The sequence below is a fragment of the Streptomyces sp. NPDC051567 genome (assembly GCF_044454165.1).
In the GTDB taxonomy this organism is placed as follows: Bacteria; Actinomycetota; Actinomycetes; order Streptomycetales; family Streptomycetaceae; genus Streptomyces.
This window is the reverse complement of the sequence record NZ_JBITDK010000023.1, coordinates 1-23,137: the sequence shown is the minus strand read 5'-3', so window position 1 is coordinate 23,137 and position 23,137 is coordinate 1. Positions and strand designations below refer to the sequence as shown.

The following is a 23,137-nucleotide window of genomic DNA, read 5'->3' as shown; positions in this document are numbered from 1 at the left end:
CCGCCATGACCACCCCGTTGTTCAAGATCTCGCAAAACGGCTGGACGCGAAGAAAGGTGATGTGCAACACGGTTCAGTTCCGACCAGACCGTGCCACTGTTGATCTTTGGTGCGGATCGGCAGCATCCACCGCGTTCCCTGCCGTAGCGCCGGAGCGAAAAGCCCCAGATGGGGACACCGGCCGTCCGGGCCGGTCCGGTTTCCTGATCTTGGTAACAGATTCATAAAATTCTCATGTCTGGACGCCCTGGTCCCCGCGTGTGACTCTTTGCGCGCCTCTGCCCCTCGGCGTGCCGAACGGGGCTGTCTGTGCTGCCCCTTTCCCTTTCCACCTGGTCCACACGGGAGTAGACCGCCGTGACCGCGCCGCCCCGTTTGCTCAGTCCCTTCGTGCGTACACGCACCCGACTGTCCTGCACCCTCGGCCTTCTCCTGGCCGCACTCACCGCCGCCCTGCTGCCCTGGTGGCCGCAGCCCGACGACCCCGTTCCCGGTGGGGGTACGGCCGCGGACGCCACTGCGGTGGCGACCGGCCCCCGCGACGAGACCGCCGCCGTGGCCGAAGCGCTGCGCACCGGCACACAGGTGCCCGTGGACACGGCCACCACCGCCACCGAGCTCGTCTGGGCTCTGCCGGACGGGCAGTTCCGCGCCCAGATCGCCGCCGTACCGCAGCGCGCGAAGAACGCCGGGGGGCAGTGGGCGCCCATCGACACCAAGCTGAGCCGGACGCAGAACGCGCCCGGCGGCCTGGGTGTCGGCCCCGCCAACGCCCCCCTCCCCGTGCGTTTCTCCAGCGGCACGCAGGACGGGACGGGGCGGGCGGACCGCTCGTACGCCCGTGGCCCGCTCACCGTGCGCGCCGAGGACGCCCCCGCCGGGGAGAGCGTCCTGGCCGAGATGGACGTCAACGGCCACACCGTGGCCTACACCTGGCCCGGCAGGCTGCCGGAGCCGGTGCTCGACGGTCCCCGCGCCCTCTACCCGGAGGTGCTGCCCGGGGTGGACCTGCTCCTGGTCGCCCGTGAGGAGGGCGGCTTCGGACAGCTCCTCATCGTGAAGAACCGGGAGGCCGCCGCGCAGCAGGCGCTGCGGACCGTGACGTACGGCCTGCGTTCGCAGACGGCCGTCTTCCGCCACGACGAGTCCAGCGGCCAGATCCTGGTCCTCGACCGCGAGGGGGCCGAGATCACCTCGGTCCCGGCCCCGTTCGCCTGGGACTCCAGCGGGCGTGACCCCGAGCTCGCGCCGTCCGAGTCCGCCCCGCGCACCTCGGTGGCCACCGCCGCCGACGTGCTGAGGCTGTCGGGTCTGAGCGGCATCGAGCCGGGTGCCCGCCAGGCACCGCTGCCGGTCCGCCTCGACGGCGCGGACAGCGGCGACGCCCGCCTGCACCTGGACGCCGCCGCCACCGGTCTCCTGACCGGCGAGGACGTGCGCTTCCCGGTCTTCGTCGACCCGACGCTCAACAGCGGCTGGCAGGCGTGGACGACCGCGTACCGTCCGTACCCGAACAGCAGCTTCTACAACGGCACCAACTTCAGCTCCGGCACCTCCGACGCCCGGGTGGGCTACGAGAGCGACACCGGCGGCCTCGCGCGCTCCTTCTGGCGCATGGGCTACTCCACCGGTCTCAAGGGCGCGAAGATCACCTCGGCGAAGTTCAAGGTGCTCAACAACCACTCCTGGTCCTGCACGGACCGTGAGTTCCAGTTCTGGCTGACCGGCTCGATCTCCTCCGGCACCACCTGGAACAAGCAGCCGAGCTGGGCCACGCAGCTGGACAAGAAGTCCTTCGCCCACGGCTGGTCCACCGCCTGCGGTGACGAGTACGTCTCCTTCGACGTGCAGAAGGCGGCCCAGGAGGGCGCCGACAAGGGCTGGTCGAACATCACCCTCGGCATGCGGGCCACCAGTGAGTCGGACACCCAGACCTGGCGCAAGTTCCGCGCCACCTCCGCGACCCTGGAAGCCGTCTACAACCGCAACCCCAATCAGCCGACCGGCGGCACCACGACGCCCGGCGGCGCGTGCGTGCCCGGCCCCGGCGGGGGCCGTACGGTCGGCAAGACCAACCTCGTCCTGTCGGCGGCGGCCACCGACCCCGACGGCAACCTCAAGGGGCTGCGCTTCCGCTTCTGGAAGACCGGGGCGGCGGTCCCCACCGGCACCCTCGTCACCAGCCTGAGCGGCGGCAAGGCCACGCTCACCATTGCCTCCGCCTCCCTGGAGGACAAGACGACCTACTCGTGGGACGTGCGCGCCGAGGACTCGGTGACGCCGACGCCGGGCGTGTCCACGTACTTCCCCTCGGGTACGGAGCCCTGCCGGATCACCATCGACGGCTCGGCGCCGCCGCAGCCCGACGTCGAGAGCGCCGTCTTCAAGGAGGCCACTTCCGACGGCATGACCTGGGCGACGGTGAAGTTCGGCCAGAGCGGGCCGGTCACCTTCACCTCCGCGGGCGCGGCCAAGTTCAAGTACGGCTTCGAGGGGGTGAGCTACAAGGAGGAGAACGCGGACGCCAACGGCAGCCTCACCGTGAAGAACCTGGAACCGCCCCACTCGGGCCCGAACTGGCTGCACGTGTACGCCCTCGACTCCTTCGGGAACCAGAGCCCCCGCACGGACTACCAGTTCTACGTCCCGCCGAACGACAAGGCCGACAGCCCCGGTGACGTCGGCGGCGACGGCATCGCCGACCTGCTCGTCATCGATGCCAACGGCAACCTGTTCTCCTACCCGGGAGGCCCCGAGGGCGAGCTGTACGGCGGCCTGGCCGGCTCGTACACCTCGGACAAGGCGATGCACCCGAAGGGCCACTGGTTCGACCCGGCCTCCGGGCAGGCGGCCCTGATCACCAAGTACGCGGACGTCTACCCCGGTGACGGCACGACCGACCTGTTCGCCCGCACCCCCGACGGCGGGTTCTGGCTCTACCCCGGGGACGGGTACGGAACCTTCGACGTCGACCAGCGGCTGAAGGTCCGGCTGCCCGCGAACGCGCCCGCCCCGTCGACCTGGACGCAGATCAAGGCGGTCGGCGACGTCACCGGCGACAAGCTGCCGGACCTGTTCCTGCGGGCCGGGACGGCCTACTGGGCGCTGACCGGCTACACGGGCGCCACTTTCCAGACGGCGACCCTGATGAACGTCGACGCCTGGGCGCGCCGCGAGATCGTCAACGTGGCGGACATCGACCTGGACAGCACGCCCGACCTGCTGTGGCGCAACCTGGACAACGGCAACATGTACGTCCGCCACGGCAAGCCGGGCACGGGCGCGGGCAGTGTGGACCTGAACTCGCTCACCACGGCGGCCAACTCCCGTGACGGTGACGTCGCGTACGGGACGAGCTGGTCGGAGGCGAACATCTCGGCGGTCGTGGGCATCCCGGACGTGAACAACGACAAGATTCCCGACCTGTGGGTCCGCTACAGGTCGGACGGCCAGATGCGCGTCTACCATCCGTCCACCACCAACACGGGCGCGGCGAAGAAACTCGTCCTGTCGGTCAACTGGACGGGCATCAAGTCCTTCGGCTGACCTTCCGGCCGTTCCTGTTCGCGGGCACGCCGATGGGGCCGCGGGGTGTCCGCGGCCCCATCGGGGTGGTGTTCAGTGGGAGTGGCCGTCCGGTTCGGCGGCGGGGGTGGTCGTGGGGGTGGTGGGGGCCTGTGCGGGGGCGGGGTTCGCGGGGGCGCCCGCGTGGACCGTGAAGGCCGCCGTCCGGACCTTGCCCCCGTGCTGGAAGTCGAGGAAGAGCCGGTAGGTGCCCACGCTCGGGGCGGTCGCCGTGAAGGAGACCTCCGGTCCGGGGCCGCCCTCGTTGGGGTGGACGTGGAGGTAGGCGAGGTCGCCGTCGCGCAGGGCGACGAGGTGGCCGTAGGCCCCGAGGTACGGTTCGAGATCGGTGACCGGCTTTCCGTCCTTGCTCACCGTGAGCGTGAGTTCGCCCGCGCGGCCGGGCTCCAGGGTGCCTCCCAGCGCGACCTGGTACCCCTCCACCTCCGCCGTCGTCGCCGCCGGGGGCAGCGCGGCGGGCCGGTAGCCGCCGGGCACCGAGAGGTCCGCGCCGAGGGTGACGCCCTTCGCGCCGGGGGTCGCCGGGGTGAAGTCGGCGAACACCTTGTACCCGCCCGCCGCGGGCAGGTCCACGGGGGTCGACCAGGTCCCGTCGGCCGCCCGCTCGGGGTGCAGGTGGCGGTAGACCGTGAGGTCGCGCGAGGCGACGATGAAGTGCAGCTCCTTGCCGTGCTCGGTCTTGTAGGCGGTGACCTTGCGGCCGGCGTCGTCCTTGACGGAGAACCTGATCCCGCCCGGTCCGGCCTCGACCCGCGGGGTCTCCAGGGAGAGCGTGTAGCCGCCCTCGGAGACCTGGAGGCCGCCGGCCGCGGACGCCTGGGCGGCCTTGCCGTGGTCCGCGTGCCCGTCCCCGCCCCCTTCGTCCCGGGCCGGTGCGGCGTGGCCCGCGTGCTCCGCCTTCGCGGGGGCGCCCATCGGGCCCACGCCCGCCCCGACCCCGTACGCGGTGCCGAAGGTCGCGGCGAGCGCGGCGGCAAAGGCGGTGATCCTGACTCCGGTGTTCATGGGTGATCTCCCGTACGACGTAGTGCCGCGATCGGCTGTTCCATGAGCCCACCATACCCCCAGGGGGTATCAAGTCAAGCTGGGCGAGCACTTGCGAACGGATACCTATGGGGGGTATATCTGGACCCAGTCCGGAGATACCCCCCCAGGGTACTCGGAACGATCAAGGAGAAGCCCATGTCTTCCTGCTGTACTCCCGACAACAGCTGCGGCACGAACGCCGACGCCTCGGCGACCGCCACGGCGGTCGTCGACACCACCGCCACCGTCTACCGCGTGTCCGGCATGACCTGCGGGCACTGCAGGACCGCCATCACCGCGTCGGTCGGCGCGCTCGACGGGGTCGTCTCCGTCGACGTGGACATCGCCGGCGGCCTGGTCACCGTGACCACGGCCGGCGAGCCCGACGACACCGCGATCACGGCGGCGGTCGACGACGCCGGCTACGAACTGACCGGCCGGGCCTGACCGCCCGTACGACCCTGACATCTGACACCTGGCCGCCGGGGCCCGTCCGTCCACCGGGCCCCGGCCCCCGAACCGCTCGCGCTCGAACGAGGAGCAGCACTCATGACCACCATCACGCCCGGCGCCGCCCAGGTCGAGCTCGCCATCGGCGGCATGACCTGCGCCTCCTGCGCGGCCCGCATCGAGAAGAAGCTCAACCGCATGGACGGGGTCGAGGCCACCGTCAACTACGCCACCGAGAAGGCCAAGGTCACCTTCGACGCCGACATCTCCGTCGCGGAGCTGATCGCCACCGTCGAGGCCACCGGCTACACCGCGCAGGAGCCCGTACGGGAGACCCCGGGCGGGCCGCCCGCGGCGCCGGCCGAGGAGTCCGACGAGCTGCGCCCGCTGCGGCAGCGGCTCATCACGGCCGTCCTGCTCTCCGTGCCCGTCATCGCGATGGCCATGGCCCCGGCCCTGCAGTTCGAGTACTGGCAGTGGCTCTCGCTGACCCTGACCGCCCCGGTCGTCACCTACGCCGCCTGGCCCTTCCACCGCGCCGCCTGGACCAACGCCAAGCACGGCGCGGCCACCATGGACACCCTGATCTCGGTGGGCACGACGGCCGCGTTCCTGTGGTCGCTGTGGGCCCTGTTCTTCGGGACGGCCGGCGTCCCCGGCATGACCCACCCCTTCGAGTTCACCATCGCCCGGACCGACGGCGCCGGGAACATCTACCTGGAGGCGGCGGCCGGAGTCACCGCCTTCATCCTGGCCGGCCGCTACTTCGAGGCCCGGTCCAAGCGCAAGGCGGGCGCCGCGCTCAAGGCCCTGCTGGAGCTGGGCGCCAAGGAGGTCACGGTCCTGCGCGGCGGTCGCGAGGTCACCGTGCCCACGGCCGAACTCCAGGTCGGTGACCGCTTCCTGGTCCGCCCCGGCGAGAAGATCGCCACCGACGGCACCGTCGTCGAGGGCTCCTCCGCCGTGGACGCCTCCATGCTCACCGGCGAGTCCGTCCCCGTCGAGGTCTCCGTCGGGGACCCGGTCACCGGTGCCACGCTCAACGCGGGCGGACGCCTGGTCGTCGAGGCCACCCGCGTCGGCGCCGACACTCAGCTGTCCCGGATGGCGAAGCTGGTCGAGGACGCGCAGAACGGCAAGGCCGCCGCGCAGCGCCTCGCCGACAAGATCTCCGCGGTGTTCGTGCCGATCGTCATCGGGCTCGCGCTGGCCACCCTCGGGTTCTGGCTGGGCTCCGGTTCCGGCCTCACCGCCGCCTTCACGGCCGCCGTGGCCGTCCTGATCATCGCCTGCCCCTGCGCCCTGGGCCTGGCCACACCGACCGCGCTCATGGTCGGCACCGGGCGCGGCGCGCAGCTCGGCATCCTGATCAAGGGGCCCGAGGTCCTGGAGACCACCCGCAAGGTCGACACCATCGTCCTGGACAAGACCGGGACCGTCACCACCGGCAAGATGACCCTGCTCAAGGTCCACACCGCGGACAACGCGGACAGGGCCGAGGTGCTGCGTCTGGCGGGCGCCCTGGAGCACGCCTCCGAGCACCCCATCGCGCAGGCCGTCGCCGCCGGAGCCGTCGCCGAGGTCGGGACGCTGCCCGCCCTGGAGGACTTCGCCAACATCCCCGGCCTGGGCGTCCAGGGCGTCGTCGAGGGCCACGCGGTGCTCGTCGGCCGCGAGCGGCTGCTCACCGAGTGGGCGATCGAGCTGCCCGCGCACCTGGAGCGCGCCAAGGCCGAGGCCGAGGTCGCCGGGCGGACCGCCATCGCGGTGGCCTGGGACGGTGAGGCCCGTGCGGTCCTGGAGGTCGCGGACGCGGTCAAGGAGACCAGCGCCGAGGCGATCCGGCGGCTGCGGGCCCTGGGTCTGACCCCGATCCTGCTGACGGGTGACAACAAGGCGGTCGCCGAGTCCGTGGCCGCCGAGGTGGGCATCGACGAGGTCATCGCGGAGGTCATGCCGCAGGACAAGGTCGACGTCGTCAAGAGGCTCCAGGCCGAGGGACGCAGCGTCGCCATGGTCGGCGACGGCGTCAACGACGCCGCCGCGCTCGCCCAGGCCGACCTGGGCCTGGCCATGGGCACCGGCACCGACGCCGCCATCGAAGCGGGCGACCTCACCCTGGTCCGGGGCGACCTGCTGGCCGCCGCCGACGCGATCCGGCTCGCCCGCAAGACGCTCGGCACCATCCGCTCGAACCTGTTCTGGGCCTTCGCCTACAACGTGGGCGCCCTGCCGCTCGCCGCGGCCGGACTGCTCAACCCGATGATCGCCGGAGCGGCCATGGCCTTCTCCTCGGTCTTCGTCGTCGGCAACAGCCTGCGTCTGCGCGGCTTCCGGGCCGCGGGTAGCTGAGGAGCCCGCCATGGCCGGTTACGTACAGCACAAGGAAGACATCATCAGACGTCTGCGGCGCATCGAGGGCCAGGTCCGCGGTGTGCAGCGGATGGTCGACGAGGACGCCTACTGCATCGATGTCCTCACCCAGGTCTCCGCGGTCAACGCCGCGCTCCAGTCCTGCGCCGTGGCCCTGTTGGACGAGCATCTCAGCTGCTGCGTCACCGAGGCCATCGCCCAGGGAGGGGACCAGGCCAGGGTCAAGGTGGGCGAGGCGTCCAAGGCCATCGCCCGGCTCATCCGAACGTAGCCCGGCCTCCGGGTGCCACACACCGTGACCGCCCCGGCGCGAAGGAGACTTCGCTCCGGGGCGGTTCGTCGCCTCAGTGCCACGTTCCTGTAAACATACCTACCAGGGGTATGCCGATTCCGGGTCGGCGGCCCGTACGATGAGCCGCTCACGAGGGGTCGAGGGCCGAGGGGGACGCGCGTGCGCCGGCTGGGAGAGCTGGAGGCCGAGATCATGGACCGGGTGTGGCTGTGGGAACGGCCCGCCACCGTCCGCGAGATCGTCGACGACATAAACCGGGGGCGGCAGGTCGCCTACACCACGGTGATGACCGTCGCGGACATCCTGCACCGCAAGGGCTGGCTGCGCCGCGAGAAGTCCGGCCGCGCCTGGCTCTACGAGGCGGTCCGCAGCCGCGAGGAGTACACGGCGGCCCTCATGCAGGACGCGCTCGGCGACAGCCAGGACCGCGAGGCCACGCTGTTGCGGTTCGTGGAGCACATGTCCCACGAGGACGTGGAGACCCTGGACGCCGTGCTGCGCGCCGCCCGCCGCGACCGGCCGGCCGGCCGCCGGCCCGGGGCGTGAGCGGTGACCCACCACATCCTGCCGCCCCTCGGGCTCGCCCTCGCCGCCGGACTGCTGATCCCCTGGCTCCTGGTCCGGGCCCGCTGGACCCAGCAGGTGCCGCGCCTGGCCCTGACGGCCTGGGCCCTGTGCGGCACGGTCTTCGCCCTCTCGGCCGCCGTGCTCCCGGCGCAGTTGCTGCTGCCCGGCAGGACGCTCCACCGGATCACCGACACGGCCCTGGCACTGGACCCGCCCTCCCCGGGCCGGCTGGCGGACGCGAGCCTCCCCGAGGCCGTCGCCGCCGTGGCGGCCCTCGTCGTCCTGGCCCTGCCCGTCGCCGGTTTCGCGCGCGAGCTGCTGCGGGCCCGCCGGGCCCGGGCCCGCCACACGGAACTGCTGCGGCTGGTCGGCCGGTACGACCCCGCGCTGGGCGCGACCGTCCTGGCCGACGCTCGCCCCGCGGTCTACTGCCTGCCCGGCCGGGCGCGCCGGGTCGTGGTCTCCTCCGGGGCCGTCTCCCTCCTGACGGACCGGCAGCTGGCCGCCGCCCTCTCCCACGAGCGGGCCCACATAGCGGGCCGCCACCACCTGCTGGTCGCCGCCGCCGGGGCCTACGGGGCCGTCTTCCCCCGGCTGCCGCTGGCCCGGCTGGGCCGCAAGGCCGTACCGCTGCTCCTGGAGATGGCGGCGGACGACCGGGCGCTGCGGGCCTGTTCGCGGGAGGAGCTGGCCACGGCGCTCTACACGCTGGCCGTGGGACACGCGCCGCGCGAGGCGTTCGCGGCGGGCGGCCCCTCGGCGGCCCTGCGGATGCGGCGCATCCTGACTCCGTTCCATCCGGGGCATCCGGCGCTGCGCGGGGCGATCGCGGTGACCTCCGCGGTCGGCGCCATCGCCCCCCTCGTCATGGCCTGTTGTGCACTGCCCGGATAGCGACCCCCACCACACCGCCGCCCCCTCCTCACCACCTCATCCAATTACTAAGCAAATTCGTAGATTTGACATCGGCTCCGATCACTCGAATTCCCCGCTATCGTGGGCGCGTGCGGGCCCAGGACCGGGACGGCGAGAGGTGCGGAACAAATGCTGCTGGCTGACGTGCGAACGGCAGCGCCCGGTGACGCGACGGCGATTTCCAGGCTTCTCGCCGAAGGCATTCGGGACGCCTATGGCGCAATACTCGGAGGAACGGGTGCCGAGCGGCTGGTCTCGGACCATTGCGCGCTGCCCCGCATAAGAGCGGAAATAGAAATTCCCGGCGGGGCGCCCGGATGGCTGGGCTGGCTGGTCGCGACCGATCCGGACGGCGCCGTCGTCGGCGCGGTGTCGGGCGGTGTCCCCGTCCCGGCCGAGGGCGAGATCTACGCCGTCTGCGCGTCCGTCACCCGGCGCCGCGAGGGCATCGGCACGGCGCTGCTGGCGGCGGCCACCGAGCGGATGCGCGCGCACGGCGCGCAGTTCCAGCGGATCACCCTCCCCGTCGGGCAGGACCCCGCGCTCCCCTTCTTCGAACACCACGGCTTCACCCTCCTCACCCCGGTCCGGGTCGGCCGCGCCCTCTGACCCCCTCCCGCCCGGCTCCCGCGCTCCCCTCCCGCCCGGTCCCGTGGCAGATCCACGCCATCGCGTGTTCACGCAGCCCTTTCCCCTGGTCCGCGCCCTGGGCCACAGGACAGGATCTCCTCAGCGGCGCGGCCCCGGCGGCACGGGAGCCCCGCCCGGACGGCCGGACCGAACGAGCCCCTGGAGGAGCGGTGCACACACCGAGCGGAACGTCCCTGCCCGTCGTGCCCGCCGCGCTCGCACCGGTCCTGCCGTCCGGACACACCGGCGCCGGCCTCCCCCCGAGGACCGGGACCGGCGAGAGCACCGAGTTCCTTCCCGGCCTCGAATCGGCCTCGCCCGTGGACCGGGACTCGGTCTGGCTGCACGACGTGCTGCTCGGCCCGCACAGCGCGGACATCGTCCGCTACCTGAGCCTGGCGCGCCGCACCGGCGGTCCGGTCCTCGACCTCGGCTCGGGCCCGGGCCGCCTCACCGTGCCCTTCGCCCGCCACGGTTTCCCCGTCGAGGCCGTGGACCGTGACGCCCCGAGTCTGGAGCGGCTCCGGTCGTGGGCCCGGCGCATCGGACCGCAGGTGTCGGGGCTCGTGGTCACCACCCGCGCCGACCTCGCGGAGCTGCGCCTTCGGCGTACGTACCGGCTGGCGCTGCTGGCCGGGGCGATGGTCTCGGCGGTTCCGCCCCGGGCCCGGCCCGCGCTGCTGCGCGAGATCGCCTCGCACCTGGACTCCGGCGGCGCCCTGGCCCTCGACTACACGGCGCACCAGCCGCGCGGACTGGCCGAGGAACCGCACCGGACCTGGGCCTTCCCGGTCCCCCGGTTCGACGGGATCGAGGAGTGGGTGGTGGCCCGTCAGGTCTTCGACCTCACCGACATGAGCGAGAGGATCACCTACTACGCGGCCCGGACCGGCAAGCTGAGCACCGAGCGGGTGGTCCTGACCACCGACAAGTGGGTCGTCGACCCCGATCAGCTCGCCACCGAACTCCGCGCGGCGGGACTCCACGTCGAGGGCCGGCGCCGGCACCGCATCGACGAACGGACCGAGAGCGTGCTCCTCGTCTGCCGGACCGACGGCTGACCTGCCCCGTCCGCCGCCTTTGCCCCGCCGAACGGGAGGGGCAAGAGGTACGATGCCCACAAACCTTTGGGCTGACCAGATGGCGGACCCGGCTGGCGGAGGGTGGCGAGGAGTGGCTGTCGTGGAGGAGTCGACGGGCCGCGAGGCGGTGATCCAGCGCCTCCGTGACGTGGGGCTGCGGGTGACGGGACCCCGCCTGGAGGTGCTCCAGGTGCTGACGGCGGGCGGTCACATGGACGTCGAGGCCATCACCACGACCGCGCGCGAGCGCCTCGGCACCCTGACAAGCCAGGCCGTGTATGAGATGCTGCGGCACTTCCTCGAAACCGGTCTGGCCACGAAGTTCGACCGGCCCGGCCTCCCGGCCGTCTTCGAGATCTCCGGTGCGCCGCACCAGCACGCGCTGTGCCTGCGCTGCGGCCGGGTGGAGAACGTGGAGACCGTGGCGCCGGAACCGATCGGCGCAGGTCTTTCGGAGTGGCGAATGGGGCAGGCGGAGGTAGTGTTCAAGGGCTTGTGCCCCAACTGCCTGGGTACGGCAGGGGGCTGAGGCCGAAACCGGAGGGGGTGCTGCGCTCTGAGCAGGTACGGGACCGGCGCGGGAGCGGGCGGTGACCACTCCCTCGCGCTCTATCTCGAACTTCGCGCGCGCCCGGAGTCCGGCGTGGAGCAGGCCGCCGCCTCCCTCGGGCTCTCGGCCGAGGAACGCGGGGGCTGCCTGGCCGAGTTGTCCGCGCTCGGCCTGCTCGGCGGGGCGGACGACCCCGCGGGCCGGGCGGCCGTCGTCGAGCCCGGCGTGGCCCTGCTGGAACTGCTCCGGTCCGAACGGACCGGCCTGCGGAACCGGTTGGCCGAGACCGGGCGCATCCACGACACCCTGGAGATCCTGGCCGGACCGTTCCTGCGGGCCGGCGCCGTTCCCCGGCCGGAGGTCGGGGTCGAGATCGTGACCGACCCGGGCTGGGTGCGGCGGGAGCGGTCCGCGGCCTCGGCGGCCCTGGCGCACAGCCGCCGGACGATGCACACCGGCGCGGTGAGCCACGAGGAGACCCGGCAGACCCTGGAGGACGACCGGCGCCAGCTCGCCCGCGGGGTGACGGTCCGCGCGATGTACGGCCGCCGCACGGCCTCCGTGCCGGACATGGCCCGGCACCTGCGGGAACGGGCCGAACTGGGCGTGGAGATACGGCTGTCCCCCGTGGTCCCGATGAACATGTTCCTCGCGGACGAGAACTTCGCCCTGCTCCTCACCGACCCCCACGAGAGCGCCGCGGGCGCCATCGTCGCGAAGGGGACCGCGCTGGTCCGCTCGTACCTCGCGCTGTACGAGTACTGCTGGCAGTGCGCCACCCCGTACGGCGAGGAGAGCTCCGCCGGGCAGGGCGGCGACGGACTCTCCGAACAGCAGCAGGCCGCCCTCCACATGCTCGCCTCGGGGATCAAGGACGAGCAGATCGCCCGGAACCTGGGGGTCTCCCTGCGCACGGCGAGCCGTCTCCTCTCGGAGATCATGCAGGAGCTGGGGGCGGCGAGCCGTTTCGAGGCGGGGGTCAGGGCGGCCCGGCTGGGCTGGCTGGACGCGAAGGTGCCCACGTCGGTACCCACGTCGCGGGAGCCCGAGTAGCACGTACCAGGGCCGCAGGGGGCTGGGGTTCCCGTACCGGCCTGTGACAAGGTGTGACGGGTGGTTCGTATGATGAGGGGGTTACTTCGCGATGTCGACGGACGACGGCAGGGACGGTACCCGGTCGGCCGACCGGGTTCTCGCCCTCTACCAGGAACTGCGCCTGCGCGGGGTATCCGATTTCGACCAGGTCTTCCAGGAGATGGAGTTACCTCCGGAGGAGTACGAACGGCGGCGCGGCGAGCTGATCTCCCTGGGCCTCATCGTGCCGACCGGCACCACGCACGCCACGCGCGCCGATCTCCAGGCGGGCACCTGGGAGTCGGGGCCGGACACGGTCGCCGTGGTGGACCCCGAGATCGCCCTGCTGCGGATGCTGCAACGGGAGCGTGAGCGGCTGCGCGAGCACCTGGACGAGTCCGACCGCGCCTACAGCACGCTGGAGACCCTGGTCGGGAGGTTCCTGCGGCCCGGTTCGCTGAGCGGTTCCGAGGTGGAGGTGGAGGTCCTCGACGACTACCGGCGCATCCAGCAGGTGCTGGAGGACATCACGGACGTCATTCAGCACGACCTCGCGTCGATGCACGTGACGGCCCTGGTCCGGGAGGTCGCGGACCGGGTGCTCAGCCGGGACCTGCGCCAGCTCGACAACGGGGTGCGCATCCGCGCCATCTACCACCAGCGCATCAGCGCCGTGCCCGAGGCGGCGGAGATGCTGCGGCGCCGGGTCGAGGCGGGTGTCGAGATCCGGCTCTCCCCCGCCGTCCCCATGAACATGATCATCGCTGACCAGCAGTTCGCCGTGCTCCCCGTCCATCCGCAGGACCGGGCCGCCGGCGCGATCCTGGCCCGGGGCCCCGCGCTCGTCCGCTCCTATCTGGCGCTGTACGAGCACTGCTGGCACACCGCCACCCCGTACGGGGACGACGTCTCGCCCGAGCGCGGCGGGGACGGGCTCTCCGAACAGCAGCGGGCGGCCCTCAAGATGCTGGCCTCCGGGATGAAGGACGAGAAGATCGCCCGCAGTCTCGGGGTGTCGTTGCGGACGGTGAGCCGCATGCTGTCCGAACTGATGCAGGAACTGGGGGCGTCGAGCCGTTTCGAGGCCGGGGTGCGCGCCTACCGGCTCGGGTGGCTCGACTGACCTTTCGCGTTCCGCGCCACGGATCACGGAACAGCGCCGGAGGCGGGGGAAATACGCGTGGAAAAGCCCCGCGATCACCTGGGGAGGGCAATCGCGGGGCCGTTTCTGGGCCGTCCGGGCCGATCGGCCCGGACGGAGTCACCGGGTCCGTACTACGGCTTGGTGGAATCCCAGCCGTTTCCGTTGGACGGGGTGGGGGTCGGGGTGGGCGCCGGGGCCGGCGGGGCCGGAACGTCGGCCCCGTTCGCCACCGAGTGCTGTGCCGCGCTGGACGCCGGGGCCGCGACCACCGCCGCGCCTCCCGCCACCGCGGTGCAGAGCAGGAGGGCGAGGGTGAACTGGCGGGCGGCCTTGCGCATTCCGGTGGTCTGCACAGCGGACATGATTCCTCCAGGAAGTTGGAATGTGGATTCCGCCTCCGTGGGGCCCGTGCCGCCGGGCTTCCCTCGAAGACATCTCTATTCTTGCCGCGCGCCAAAGGCGAATCCAGAGTTTCTCCATGCGTGGACCCGCCATGGCGTGGATGCGACAAAGGGAGGTGGATGTTCCGTCTCCGGGGAGGAGTTCATAAAGCTGTTACACTCCCATATCTTTGGTCAGACCAAAAGAGATGCTAGGGTGGAGCTCCGGCCTTCTCGACCCTCCAGGAGAGAACCGCCGGAGAGGCAGGAGCGTGCCGCCGCTCCTGCCTCATTCGCGTCCACGGCCCGTCGCTGCTCGCTCAGCGCCCGCCGGTACACCTCCAGCGTCCGGGCCGCCGCCGCCTGCCAGCTCATGGCCCGCGCGTGGTGGACCGCCGCCCCGCCCATGACCCCGGCCTCCTCGGGGTGCTCCGCGAACCAGCGCAACTCGCGGGCGTAGTCCACCGGGTCGTGTCCGGACACCAGGGTTCCCGTCACCCCGTCGCGCACCGCGGTCGGCAGCCCGCCGACGGCGGCTGCCAGGACGGGGGTTCCGCACGCCTGCGCCTCCAGGGCGACCAGGCCGAAGGACTCGCTCCGCGACGGCACCACCAGGACGTCCGCCGCCCGGTACCAGTCCGCCAGCCGCTCCTGCGGTACGGGCGGGAAGAGGCGCAGCACGTCCGCCACCCCGAGCGTCCGGGCCAGTTCCCAGGCTCCGCCGCGCGGTCCGGCCCCGGAGTGGCCGCCCACCACCGGGACGAGGAGCCGGCTTCTCAGCCCCGGGGCCGCCCGCAGCAGTTCGGCGACGGCGCCGACCAGCACGTCCGGGCCCTTGAGGGGCTGGACGCGGCCCGCGTACACGGGGAGGAAGGCGTCGGCGGGCAGGCCGAGCCGGGCCCGGGCCGCCGCGCGTCCGTCACCGGGGCAAAAGGTCCGCAGGTCGACGCCGGGCCGGACGACCTGGACCCGGCTCGGCGCGGCCGCGTACAGGTCCCGCAACGCCCGTGCCTCGTCGGCGGTGTTGGCGATGAGCCGGTCCGCGGAGGCCGTGACCTGGTACTCCCCGCGTATCCGCAGTTCCGGCTCGGGCGCGTCGCCCTCGGGGAGGGCCGCGTTCTTCACCCGGGCGAGGGTGTGCGCGGTGTGCACGAGCGGGATCTCCCAGCCGGCGGCGGCGATGCGGCCGGCCTGGCCGGAGAGCCAGTAGTGGGAGTGGACCAGGTCGTAGCGCCGGTCCTCCTTCAGCAGGGCCAGCGAGAACGGGACCACCAGGCCGGGCATGGCCTCCTTGGAGAGGGCGGCCCGCGGGCCCGCGGGCAGGTGGCGGACCCGCACCCCGGGGGCGAGGTCGACCAGCGGCGGGTGGTCCTCGCCGCGGCAGCGGGTGAACAGGTCCACCTCGACGCCCTGTTCGGCCAGGGCCCGGGAGAGCTGGACCATGTAGACGTTCATGCCGCCCGCGTCTCCGGTGCCGGGCTGGTGGAGCGGCGAGGTGTGGACGCTGAGCATGGCGACGCGCAGGGACACGTGGAGCTCCTACTGGAACGGGCCACGTGCCCTGCGCCCGCCGCGTGGCCGGCGCGGCTACGCGGCGAAGGGGGGTTCTTGCCGTCTTACGGTCGTGCTTACCGGTCGTGCCCACTGTCGTGCGTCGCGCCGCGGTGCGTCAGCCCGTGGGCCTGCGGCCGTCAGGTTCCGGGCGGTCGGGTTCCTGGCCGTCACGGTTCGGGCTCCCGGGTCAGAAGCCGAAGACCGGACCCGACGGTGGCGCCAGCCTGGTGTCGGGGACGGGCGGGACGAGGGCCGCGGCGGACACCGGGCGGCCCGGCTCGGCCTTGAGCGCCGCCGCCAGCCGGTCCGCGCCCTCCGGCATCACCGGCCGGGCCCAGGCGCTGAGGGCGCAGGCCACCGCCAGCTGGGCCGACAGGGCCGGCAGGTGCCCGGGGGCGGTGGTGGGGCGGCCCGCCTCGTGGGCGTTGACATGGCCGAAGTCGGAGACCAGACGCACCACTTCGTCGAGCAGGGCCACCGAGCGGCGGGGGTCGAAGGCGTCGGGGCCGTACGCCTCGCGCAGGTCCTCCACCGTCCGCAGCAGCCGCCGTTCCAGGACCTCCCAGCCGGTGCCCCCGGGCAGCGCGGCCGGGGCCAGGCCGGCGCTCTCCCCGCGTACGGCGGTGAAGAGCCGGGAGAGCCAGTTGTTCCAGCTCTCGTCCAGCTCCCGCCGGGCGGCGCCGAGCCCGTCGGCGTGGAAGACCGTCCGGCGGCCCATCGGGCGGGCCTGCAGGACGTGGCGGCGCAGGGTGTCGGAGCCGTACTCGGTGAGCAGGTCCAGTGCCCACACCTGGTGGTCCGAGCCGCAGGTGATGGCGCGGTCCTCGATGACGTACGACTCGTTGACACAGAATTCCTGGGGCAGTTTGATGCCCCGGGCGAGCAGGAGCACGGGCAGCAGCACCGCGTGGCAGAAGGCGTGCCCGAAGCCGCAGAAGTGGATGGTGCGTTCCGGCAGGGCCCGGTCGTCGCCGTACCCGAAGAGGTGCATCGCGGCGGCCTCGAAGCATCCGTCGATCCGGTGCTCGGGGAAGCCGTCGACCGGGACGGGCAGGCCCCACCGGGCCGGGTGCGACACGGCGACGTCCGGCAGGCCGTCCTCGACCAGCGACTCGCACAGGGCGGCGAGGCGGGGCGGCAGGCCGGTGGCGGCCCAGTAGTCGGCGAGGGTGTCACGGAAGGGTTCCAGCGGGAGGTAGAGGCGACGGCAGCGCCGGGGCAGCGCCGGGGTGGCGCACAGGACGCAGCTCGGCCGGACGAGGTCCCCGCCGTCGTTGGGCCGGGCGCACTCGTGGCACATCCCGCCCTCGCTGACGGCTCCGCAGTGCGGGCAGGAGCCGGTGACGTGCGCGCCGTACAGCCAGCGTTCGCACGGCTCGCAGTACGGCAGCAGCCGGGTGCGGGCGGCGATAACGCCCTCGGCGTGCAGGCGCTGGAAGAGTTCCGACACCCAGGGGCCGTACCCCCGGTCCCGGCGCGGGCGCACGACGTGGTCGAACTCGATGCCCGAGCGCAGCCAGTCCGCGGCGATCGCGGCCCGGTAGCCCTCGGCGACCTCCTCGGGCTTGCGGCCCGTGCGCAGGGCGCGTACGTGGACGGAGCTGGTGTGGTCCGCGGTACCGGTGGTGAACAGGACGGACTCGCCCTCGGCGCGCAGGTACCGGGAGAGGACGTCGGCGGCCACGTACGGTCCCGCGAGATGACCGATGTGGAGTTCGCCGTGGGTGGCGGGCGGGGTCGCGGTGATCCAGAAAGGGGTGCTCATGGGACCTCCTTGACGCTGTGGTGCGAAGTGCTCAGCGAGGCTCGAAATGGAAGGAGCGGATGAAGCAGTCACGTGGCTGCTCCACGGCGTAGACGATGCATTCGAACAGGGCCTGGGTCGTGAGTTTCTCGTCGGGCGTCGTTCCGTCCGCCCGCATGTCCTCCCATTCCGCGAACCGCGGGTCGGCGGTGGAGAAGTCGGGCGGGTAGAGGGAGAACACGCGGACGCCGGAGGGTCTCAGGCGGCGCGCGAGGATGTCGGCGAAGCCGGCCTGGGCGCTCTTGGCCGTCCAGAACGCCTCGTGCGCCGCCGCCGCGGAGGAGCCTCCGGTGTCCCGTACGGCGACCATGTTGACGATGTCGGGGCGCTGGGAGGCCCTGAGCAGCGGCAGGAAGTGCTTGACCATCAGGACCGTGCCTCCGGCCGTGGACTCGATCGTCTCCACGATCTCGTCGTCCGAGGCGTCCTCCAGGTCCACCGCGTCCAGCCAGCGGGCGCCGTTGTTGACCAGGAGGTCGATCCGGTCGGTGCGTTCACCGACCTGGCGGGCGAACTCCCTGATCTCCAGGGGGCGGCTCAGGTCGCAGCCGAAGGCGTGGATGCGGTCGCGGGCCGATCCCATGACTTCGGTGCGGGTCCGTTCGGCCGCCTCCACGGTCCGGGCCGACACGTAGACCTCGGCTCCCAGGTGGGCGAATCCGATGGCGAGCGCGCGGCCGAAATGGCGCGAGGCGCCGGTCACCACGACACGCAGGTTTTCGAATCTCATTCTTCGCTCGGTCTCCCCACTGGATGCGCATGTGGTCGAAATTCATGACGCCCCGTCACCGAAGGGAACGAGCGGGGGGTCCGCATCAGCCTGGCAGAGGAGGGAAGCGGGAGGCGTGCCGGAAGGCTTGCGCGTTCACGCCGTTGCGTGGACACGCCACGGCAGTTCCAGCCGGCCCAGGACGGTGGCGCGCTTGTGGCGGACGCTGATCCGGTCCGGGGAGGCGCAGACGGTGACGGGGCCGCCGGGGGTGTCCACGGCCCCGGTGAGGGGGCCCACGACCGTGCCGGGCAGGACGGAGGCCGCGGCGAGGGCGGTGGCTCCGGTGAGGGCGAGGGAGGGGTGCCAGCCGTCGACGGTGAGGGCCCGGACGGCGGTTCCCGTCGTGGAGCGGACGACCGCGGCGATCTTGGGCAGGGCGGAGTGCGGCGGGTGCCCGAGCGCCCGTGCGGCGTGGGCCCGCAGCGCGAGCAGCCGGCCCAGGGCGGGTGCCCCGGCGGCGAAGAGCTCGTCGCGGCCGTGGAGGCCCAGGTGGTGGGCGTCGACGAAGACGTACGGGTTGCCGTACCGGACGAGCGAGGCGGGCACTCCGTCGAGCAGGTCGACCGCCCGGCCCGTGGGCAGCACACCGGGTGCGTCCGGCGGGCCGAGGAAGTGCAGGGTGTAGCTGCGGTCGGTCCCGGGGCCGGACGCCCCGGCCGGTTCTTCCGGCTGCCCCGGTGCTTGCGGCTGTTGCGACTGTTGCGGCTGTTGCGGCTGTTCCGGTGTGCACAGGACGTGGTCGCCGGTGGTGACGGCGCGCACCGACACCTCGCTCCGCGCGCCGGCGGCGGCCACGCAGGCCAGGAGGGAGTGACCGCACCCGGTGCGGAAGTCGAAGCCGCCGTCGGGCAGGGCCTGGACGAACCGGTAGTCCAGGTCCCTGCCGGGGGTGCGGGAGGGGCCGTACAGGGCGATCTTGGCGAGCCGGTCGTGGCCGGTCCGGGCCAGTGCCGCGCGCAGGGCGCTCAGTTCCTCCCGGGAGGCGAGGGCCTCGGGGGGCAGGCCGGACGACTCCACCACCAGGGTCGGGCCGGGCGCCCCCGCGGCCCGGACCACGGTCGCGATCACGGGAGACGCGTCCGGGTCCGTGTCCTCACCGGCACGGCGGGCTCACGCGGCGCAGCCGACGGGGATGCGCATCCCTCGGACGACCTCGGTCCACAGTTCGTGGACGGCCAGCGCCCAGAGGGCGAGCGCGTCCTGGTCGGAGGGGCGCTCCAGTTGCCGGGCGAGCAGGCGCGCCACCCGGTCGGGCCGGACCTGGCCGCCCCGCGCGAGCCGCTGCGGGGAGAGGAGTTCGCGCACGGTGTCGAGGAGCGGGCTGCCGGGGGTGAGCATCGCGGTGACGGGCAGGGTGAAGGGCTGCTTGGGCCGGTTGACCACGGACGCGGGCAGCAGTTCGCGCGCCGCCCCGTACAGCGCCCGTTTGCCGTGCCGGGCGGCCGGGGGCAGGGCGCGGGCGTGTGCGACGACCGCGGGCTGGCAGAACGGCATCCGGGCCTCGACCGCCGAGGCCATGCTCAGGTGGTCGACGCGGCGCAGGTGGTAGGCGGGCAGCCGCCAGCGGGTCTCGAAGGCGGTGATCGTGGTGAGCCGGTCGGTGCGGGCGGACCGCAGTTCCCGCCGGACGCGGTCGGCGGCCGAGCCCTGTTCGGCGATGTGGGCGCGGTAGGCGGGCGTGTAGAGGTGCGCGCGGAGCATGCGGGGCGCGGCGGAGAGGGCGTCGGCGTAGGCGGCGGCCCAGTCGGTGCCGGGGGCCGCGCGCAGCGCCTCCCCTATCCGGGCGTACCCGCCGAAGAGTTCGTCGGCGCCGTCCCCGGTGAGGGCGACGGTGAACCCGGCTTCCCGGACGGCCCGGAAGAGGGCGTAGGTGCTCAGGGCGATGGGGTCGGCGTTCGGCTGGCCGAGGTGGCGGGTGGCGCGGGTCAGCAGGGAGCCCAGCTCGCCCGGTTCCAGGGCCACCTCGTGGTGGACGGTGCGGGCGTGCCGGGCGACGGCGCGGGCGTGCAGGTGCTCGGAGTGGGGCCACTTGCCCCGGTAGGTGAGGTGGAAGGTGTGCGGGGCGGGTGCTCCCGTCTCGCGCGCGTACTCCGCGGCCAGGGCGGTCACCAGGCCGGAGTCGAGGCCGCCGCTGGTGAGGGCGCAGACCGGTACGTCGGCCCGGGCGAGTCGGCGCACCTCGCGGCGCAGGACGTCCTGGGTGTCGTGGTCGCCTTCCGCCGGGGCGGCGGGCCGGGGCGGACGGCGCCGTACGGCCGGGCCGGTGCCGGGGGTGATCACGGCGGTCGCTCCCGGGGGCAGGACGCTGATGCCTTCCAGGGCGGTCCGGGTGGAGAAGGGGGTCCTGGTGGCGAGGACCGTGTCGAGGCTGTCCGTACGGGGCGCGATCCGTACGCCCTCGAAGGCCAGGAGCGCCGGGATCTCGGAGGCGAACCGGAACGACCCGTCCGCGCCCTGGTGGTGGTGGAGGGGCTTCATGCCCATGGGGTCGACGGCGAGGACGAGCCGGGGGCCGGCCCTGAGGTCGAGGACGGCGACGGCGAACATGCCGTCGAGCCGCTCGGCGAAGGCCGGGCCGTACTCGGCGTAGAGCGCGGGCAGCAGGGTGCCGTCGCACAGGTCGGGGAAGCGGTGGCCGCGGGCGGCGAGTTCGCTCCGCAGGGCGCGGTGGTTGTAGATCTCGCCGTTGAGCACGGCGGTGATCCCGGGCAGGTGGGGCAGCCGGTAGGGCTGCCGGCCGCCACAGGGGTCGGTGACGGCCAGCCGGTCGCACCCGAGCGACCAGCCGGGGCCGCTGAGCACCGCGTGCTCGTCGGGTCCGCCGTGCCGCTGCCGTGCCGAGACGGCCGAGAGCTCGGCCGGGCCGGGCCGGGCCGCTCCGGCCGAGAGGGAGCCGAAAATCCTGCACATGCCGGGTGCCTCCGGATTCCACGGATACATGAGTGAATCAATAATTTGAAGCTACCAAATTTTTGGGTGGCGTAGAAGTGTCATGGCGCAGATACGCCAAGGGAGTTGCCTTGCGGCACGCCACCTCGCACAACAGGCTGGCCCCATGCAGCACTTCGCGACCGATCCCACAGACCGCAGCGCCCCGGAATCCCTGCTGGTGGTGGCCGCGCACCCCGACGACATCGAGTTCTGCGTGAGCGGCACGGTCATGCGGTGGATCGCCCAGGGCACGGCCCGGGTGACGTACTGCATCGTCACCGACGGCGGCGCCGGCGGATACGACGAACAGCTCCCCCGCCAGGCGATGGGAGACCTCCGGCGGGCCGAGCAGGTCCACTCGGCCAAGCGGAGCGGCGTCGACGACGTGCGCTTCCTCGGCTACCCCGACAGCTTCGTCGAGCCGAGCGTGGAGCTGCGCCGCGACCTGTGCCGGGTGATCCGGCAGGTCCGCCCGCAGCGCGCCGTCATACCGAGCCCGGAGATCAACTGGGCCCGGGTGGCCGATCTGCACCCCGACCACCGCGCGGTCGGCGACGCCGCCCTCCGCGCGATCTACCCGGAGGCGCGCAACCCCTTCGCCCACGCCTCCCTCCTCAAGGAGGAGGGCCTGGAGCCGTGGATCGTGCCGGAGCTGTGGCTGATGACCGGCCCCACCCCGAACCAGTACATCGACGTCACCCCCGTCTTCGGGACCAAGGTCGAGGCCCTGCGCATCCACACCTCGCAGACGGCCCACTTCGACGACCTGGCGGGGCTGCTCCGGGACTGGCTGGGGGAACACGCGAGAGCTGCGGGACTGCCCGCGGGGCGGATGGCCGAGGCCTTCCAGGTGGTGAGGATCGACTGAAACCCGGCCCGGCCCGGCCCGTTCTGGACGGCGGGCCGGGCCGTGCCGTGTCCGGTCGCCCGTCGCCGGTACCGGTCACCGGTACCGGTCACCGGTAGATGAGCAGTTCCCCTTCCGTGGCGCCCGTCAGCTCGTAGCGGGTGGCGACCAGCGGGCGGCCCGAGTAGAGGCGGACCAGGGTGGCCGCGTCGCCGTGGAAGCGGGCGGCGGGCCGTCCCGCGACCTCGCCCCCCAGGACGAACAGTCCCGTGTACCCGTTGATCTCGGCGACCAGCCGCGGCGTCTCCCGCTTGCGGCTGGTGGTGCGCAGCAGGGGCAGGGCGAGCCGCAGGCTCTCCCCGCCGTACGCCCCCGACTCCCCGAACGCCTCGCGGACGTCGCCCGCGTGCACCCACTCCCCCAGGGCCACCGCGTCCAGCGCGCCGTCGCCCGAGGCGATCTGCGGGCCGGCCTCGGTGAGGCCGCGCTCCAGCTCGTCGAGGATGCGGGGCAGCGGCCAGTCCTCGCGCTCGGCGACGTCGCAGGCGTTCGCCTCGGGCAGGAACACCCCTTCCTCCAGTCGCCCTTCCACGATCCGCACGAGGGCCGCCGCGCAGTGGGCGAGCACCTGCCGGACGGTCCAGCCCGGACAGGCGGTGCGCAGTTCGTACGCGGCGGCGGGCGTGCGGCGCAACAAGGGCATCAACGCGTCACGTTCCGTCCGCAGCAACCGGTCCGGGAGCCAGGGATCGCGTATCTCGTCGACCGCTCTCATCGGGATCAGTAGCGGTAGTGGTCGGGCTTGTACGGACCCTCGACCTCGACGCCGATGTAGGACGCCTGCTCCGGGCGCAGTGTGGTGAGGCGGACGCCGAGGGCGTCGAGGTGGAGGCGGGCGACCTTCTCGTCGAGGTGCTTGGGGAGCACGTAGACGCCGGTCGGGTACTCCGAGGGCTTGGTGAACAGTTCGATCTGGGCCAGGGTCTGGTCGGCGAACGAGTTCGACATCACGAAGGACGGGTGCCCGGTCGCGTTGCCCAGGTTCAGCAGACGGCCTTCGGAGAGGACGATGAGGACCTTGCCGTCGGGGAACTTCCACGTGTGGACCTGCGGCTTGACCTCGTCCTTGACGATCCCCTCGATCCTCGCGAGACCCGCCAT

The 23,137-nt window shown here is 72.8% G+C and carries 21 protein-coding genes; 12 read left to right on the top strand and 9 right to left on the bottom strand.

From position 1 onward, the window contains the following. Nucleotides 1-390 precede the first annotated feature (390 nt). Nucleotides 391-3,546, top strand: coding sequence for a DNRLRE domain-containing protein (locus ACIA5F_RS23000; protein WP_399355846.1), 3,156 nt, complete (start codon nt 391-393; stop codon nt 3,544-3,546). Nucleotides 3,547-3,618: 72 nt separating this feature from the next. Here ACIA5F_RS23000 and ACIA5F_RS22995 read toward each other — a convergent pair whose 3' ends face one another. Then, nucleotides 3,619-4,590 (bottom strand): hypothetical protein, encoded by a 972-nt coding sequence (locus ACIA5F_RS22995; protein WP_399355844.1) that lies wholly within the window; start codon nt 4,588-4,590, stop codon nt 3,619-3,621. Nucleotides 4,591-4,767: 177 nt separating this feature from the next. Between ACIA5F_RS22995 and ACIA5F_RS22990 the strand changes: the two genes are divergently transcribed. The 10 genes from ACIA5F_RS22990 to ACIA5F_RS22945 all read left to right on the top strand — a co-directional run bounded on the left by ACIA5F_RS22990 (nt 4,768) and on the right by ACIA5F_RS22945 (nt 13,667). Further along, nucleotides 4,768-5,058 (top strand): heavy-metal-associated domain-containing protein, encoded by a 291-nt coding sequence (locus ACIA5F_RS22990; RefSeq protein ID WP_399355842.1) that lies wholly within the window; start codon nt 4,768-4,770, stop codon nt 5,056-5,058. A 102-nt stretch (nt 5,059-5,160) separates the two neighbouring features. After that, nucleotides 5,161-7,413 carry a heavy metal translocating P-type ATPase gene (locus tag ACIA5F_RS22985; protein WP_399355840.1) on the top strand — a complete coding sequence of 751 codons (2,253 nt, stop codon included), beginning with the start codon at nt 5,161-5,163 and terminating at the stop codon, nt 7,411-7,413. 10 nt (nt 7,414-7,423) lie between these two features. Then, on the top strand, nt 7,424-7,705 hold the full coding sequence (locus ACIA5F_RS22980; protein ID WP_399355838.1) for a metal-sensitive transcriptional regulator: 282 nt from the start codon (nt 7,424-7,426) through the stop codon (nt 7,703-7,705). 180 nt (nt 7,706-7,885) lie between these two features. Beyond that, a complete protein-coding gene (locus ACIA5F_RS22975) occupies nt 7,886-8,272 on the top strand; it encodes a BlaI/MecI/CopY family transcriptional regulator (protein ID WP_399355836.1) in 387 nt (128 codons plus the stop codon). Nucleotides 8,273-8,275: 3 nt separating this feature from the next. Continuing rightward, nucleotides 8,276-9,187: a M56 family metallopeptidase gene (locus tag ACIA5F_RS22970; protein WP_399355834.1), complete on the top strand. Its 912-nt coding sequence runs from the start codon at nt 8,276-8,278 to the stop codon at nt 9,185-9,187. A gap of 150 nt (nt 9,188-9,337) precedes the next feature. Then, the gene (locus ACIA5F_RS22965; RefSeq protein ID WP_399355832.1) at nt 9,338-9,817 is read left to right on the top strand and encodes a GNAT family N-acetyltransferase; all 480 of its coding nucleotides are present in this window, start codon (nt 9,338-9,340) and stop codon (nt 9,815-9,817) included. Between the two features lie 191 nt (nt 9,818-10,008). Further along, the gene (locus tag ACIA5F_RS22960) at nt 10,009-10,899 is read left to right on the top strand and encodes an SAM-dependent methyltransferase (RefSeq protein WP_399355830.1); all 891 of its coding nucleotides are present in this window, start codon (nt 10,009-10,011) and stop codon (nt 10,897-10,899) included. 121 nt (nt 10,900-11,020) lie between these two features. Further along, the gene (locus ACIA5F_RS22955; protein WP_399355828.1) at nt 11,021-11,449 is read left to right on the top strand and encodes a Fur family transcriptional regulator; all 429 of its coding nucleotides are present in this window, start codon (nt 11,021-11,023) and stop codon (nt 11,447-11,449) included. A 114-nt stretch (nt 11,450-11,563) separates the two neighbouring features. Then, nucleotides 11,564-12,523, top strand: coding sequence for a LuxR C-terminal-related transcriptional regulator (locus ACIA5F_RS22950; protein WP_399355826.1), 960 nt, complete (start codon nt 11,564-11,566; stop codon nt 12,521-12,523). A 91-nt stretch (nt 12,524-12,614) separates the two neighbouring features. Continuing rightward, nucleotides 12,615-13,667, top strand: coding sequence for a LuxR C-terminal-related transcriptional regulator (locus ACIA5F_RS22945; RefSeq protein WP_399355824.1), 1,053 nt, complete (start codon nt 12,615-12,617; stop codon nt 13,665-13,667). 152 nt (nt 13,668-13,819) lie between these two features. On the opposite strand, the gene ACIA5F_RS22940 is transcribed toward ACIA5F_RS22945, so the two are convergent. The 6 genes from ACIA5F_RS22940 to asnB form a co-directional block, all read right to left on the bottom strand. Beyond that, nucleotides 13,820-14,050 (bottom strand): hypothetical protein, encoded by a 231-nt coding sequence (locus ACIA5F_RS22940; RefSeq protein ID WP_399355822.1) that lies wholly within the window; start codon nt 14,048-14,050, stop codon nt 13,820-13,822. 213 nt (nt 14,051-14,263) lie between these two features. Then, nucleotides 14,264-15,580 (bottom strand): D-inositol-3-phosphate glycosyltransferase, encoded by a 1,317-nt coding sequence (mshA, locus tag ACIA5F_RS22935; protein ID WP_399355942.1) that lies wholly within the window; start codon nt 15,578-15,580, stop codon nt 14,264-14,266. Nucleotides 15,581-15,809: 229 nt separating this feature from the next. Then, nucleotides 15,810-17,459 carry a class I tRNA ligase family protein gene (locus ACIA5F_RS22930; protein ID WP_399355821.1) on the bottom strand — a complete coding sequence of 550 codons (1,650 nt, stop codon included), beginning with the start codon at nt 17,457-17,459 and terminating at the stop codon, nt 15,810-15,812. Then, nucleotides 17,419-18,156, bottom strand: coding sequence for an SDR family oxidoreductase (locus ACIA5F_RS22925; protein WP_399355819.1), 738 nt, complete (start codon nt 18,154-18,156; stop codon nt 17,419-17,421). Before ACIA5F_RS22925 ends, ACIA5F_RS22930 begins: the two co-directional genes overlap by 41 nt. Nucleotides 18,157-18,291: 135 nt before the next feature. Beyond that, nucleotides 18,292-19,266, bottom strand: coding sequence for a PrpF domain-containing protein (locus ACIA5F_RS22920; protein WP_399355817.1), 975 nt, complete (start codon nt 19,264-19,266; stop codon nt 18,292-18,294). Nucleotides 19,267-19,308: 42 nt separating this feature from the next. After that, nucleotides 19,309-21,108: an asparagine synthase (glutamine-hydrolyzing) gene (asnB, locus tag ACIA5F_RS22915; protein WP_399355815.1), complete on the bottom strand. Its 1,800-nt coding sequence runs from the start codon at nt 21,106-21,108 to the stop codon at nt 19,309-19,311. A 145-nt stretch (nt 21,109-21,253) separates the two neighbouring features. On the opposite strand from asnB, the gene ACIA5F_RS22910 reads away from it, so the two are divergent. Continuing rightward, nucleotides 21,254-21,997: a PIG-L deacetylase family protein gene (locus tag ACIA5F_RS22910; protein ID WP_399355813.1), complete on the top strand. Its 744-nt coding sequence runs from the start codon at nt 21,254-21,256 to the stop codon at nt 21,995-21,997. A gap of 88 nt (nt 21,998-22,085) precedes the next feature. Here ACIA5F_RS22910 and ACIA5F_RS22905 read toward each other — a convergent pair whose 3' ends face one another. Then, nucleotides 22,086-22,751 (bottom strand): maleylpyruvate isomerase family mycothiol-dependent enzyme, encoded by a 666-nt coding sequence (locus tag ACIA5F_RS22905; protein ID WP_399355811.1) that lies wholly within the window; start codon nt 22,749-22,751, stop codon nt 22,086-22,088. 5 nt (nt 22,752-22,756) lie between these two features. After that, nucleotides 22,757-23,137, bottom strand: a 381-nt coding sequence (locus ACIA5F_RS22900; RefSeq protein ID WP_399355810.1) for an adenosylhomocysteinase, incomplete at its 5' end; no start/stop codon positions are given.

What these genes read in the sequence shown, in the direction of transcription:
- ACIA5F_RS22995 (WP_399355844.1), bottom strand. Translation starts at nt 4,590, where the DNA reads ATGAACACCGGAGTCAGGATCACCGCCTTTGCCGCCGCGCTCGCCGCG.
- ACIA5F_RS22990 (WP_399355842.1), top strand. Translation starts at nt 4,768, where the DNA reads ATGTCTTCCTGCTGTACTCCCGACAACAGCTGCGGCACGAACGCCGAC.
- ACIA5F_RS22985 (WP_399355840.1), top strand. Translation starts at nt 5,161, where the DNA reads ATGACCACCATCACGCCCGGCGCCGCCCAGGTCGAGCTCGCCATCGGC.
- ACIA5F_RS22980 (WP_399355838.1), top strand. Translation starts at nt 7,424, where the DNA reads ATGGCCGGTTACGTACAGCACAAGGAAGACATCATCAGACGTCTGCGG.
- ACIA5F_RS22965 (WP_399355832.1), top strand. Translation starts at nt 9,338, where the DNA reads ATGCTGCTGGCTGACGTGCGAACGGCAGCGCCCGGTGACGCGACGGCG.
- ACIA5F_RS22945 (WP_399355824.1), top strand. Translation starts at nt 12,615, where the DNA reads ATGTCGACGGACGACGGCAGGGACGGTACCCGGTCGGCCGACCGGGTT.
- ACIA5F_RS22940 (WP_399355822.1), bottom strand. Translation starts at nt 14,050, where the DNA reads ATGTCCGCTGTGCAGACCACCGGAATGCGCAAGGCCGCCCGCCAGTTC.
- mshA (WP_399355942.1), bottom strand. Translation starts at nt 15,580, where the DNA reads ATGCTCAGCGTCCACACCTCGCCGCTCCACCAGCCCGGCACCGGAGAC.
- ACIA5F_RS22925 (WP_399355819.1), bottom strand. Translation starts at nt 18,156, where the DNA reads ATGAGATTCGAAAACCTGCGTGTCGTGGTGACCGGCGCCTCGCGCCAT.
- asnB (WP_399355815.1), bottom strand. Translation starts at nt 21,108, where the DNA reads ATGTGCAGGATTTTCGGCTCCCTCTCGGCCGGAGCGGCCCGGCCCGGC.
- ACIA5F_RS22910 (WP_399355813.1), top strand. Translation starts at nt 21,254, where the DNA reads ATGCAGCACTTCGCGACCGATCCCACAGACCGCAGCGCCCCGGAATCC.
- ACIA5F_RS22905 (WP_399355811.1), bottom strand. Translation starts at nt 22,751, where the DNA reads ATGAGAGCGGTCGACGAGATACGCGATCCCTGGCTCCCGGACCGGTTG.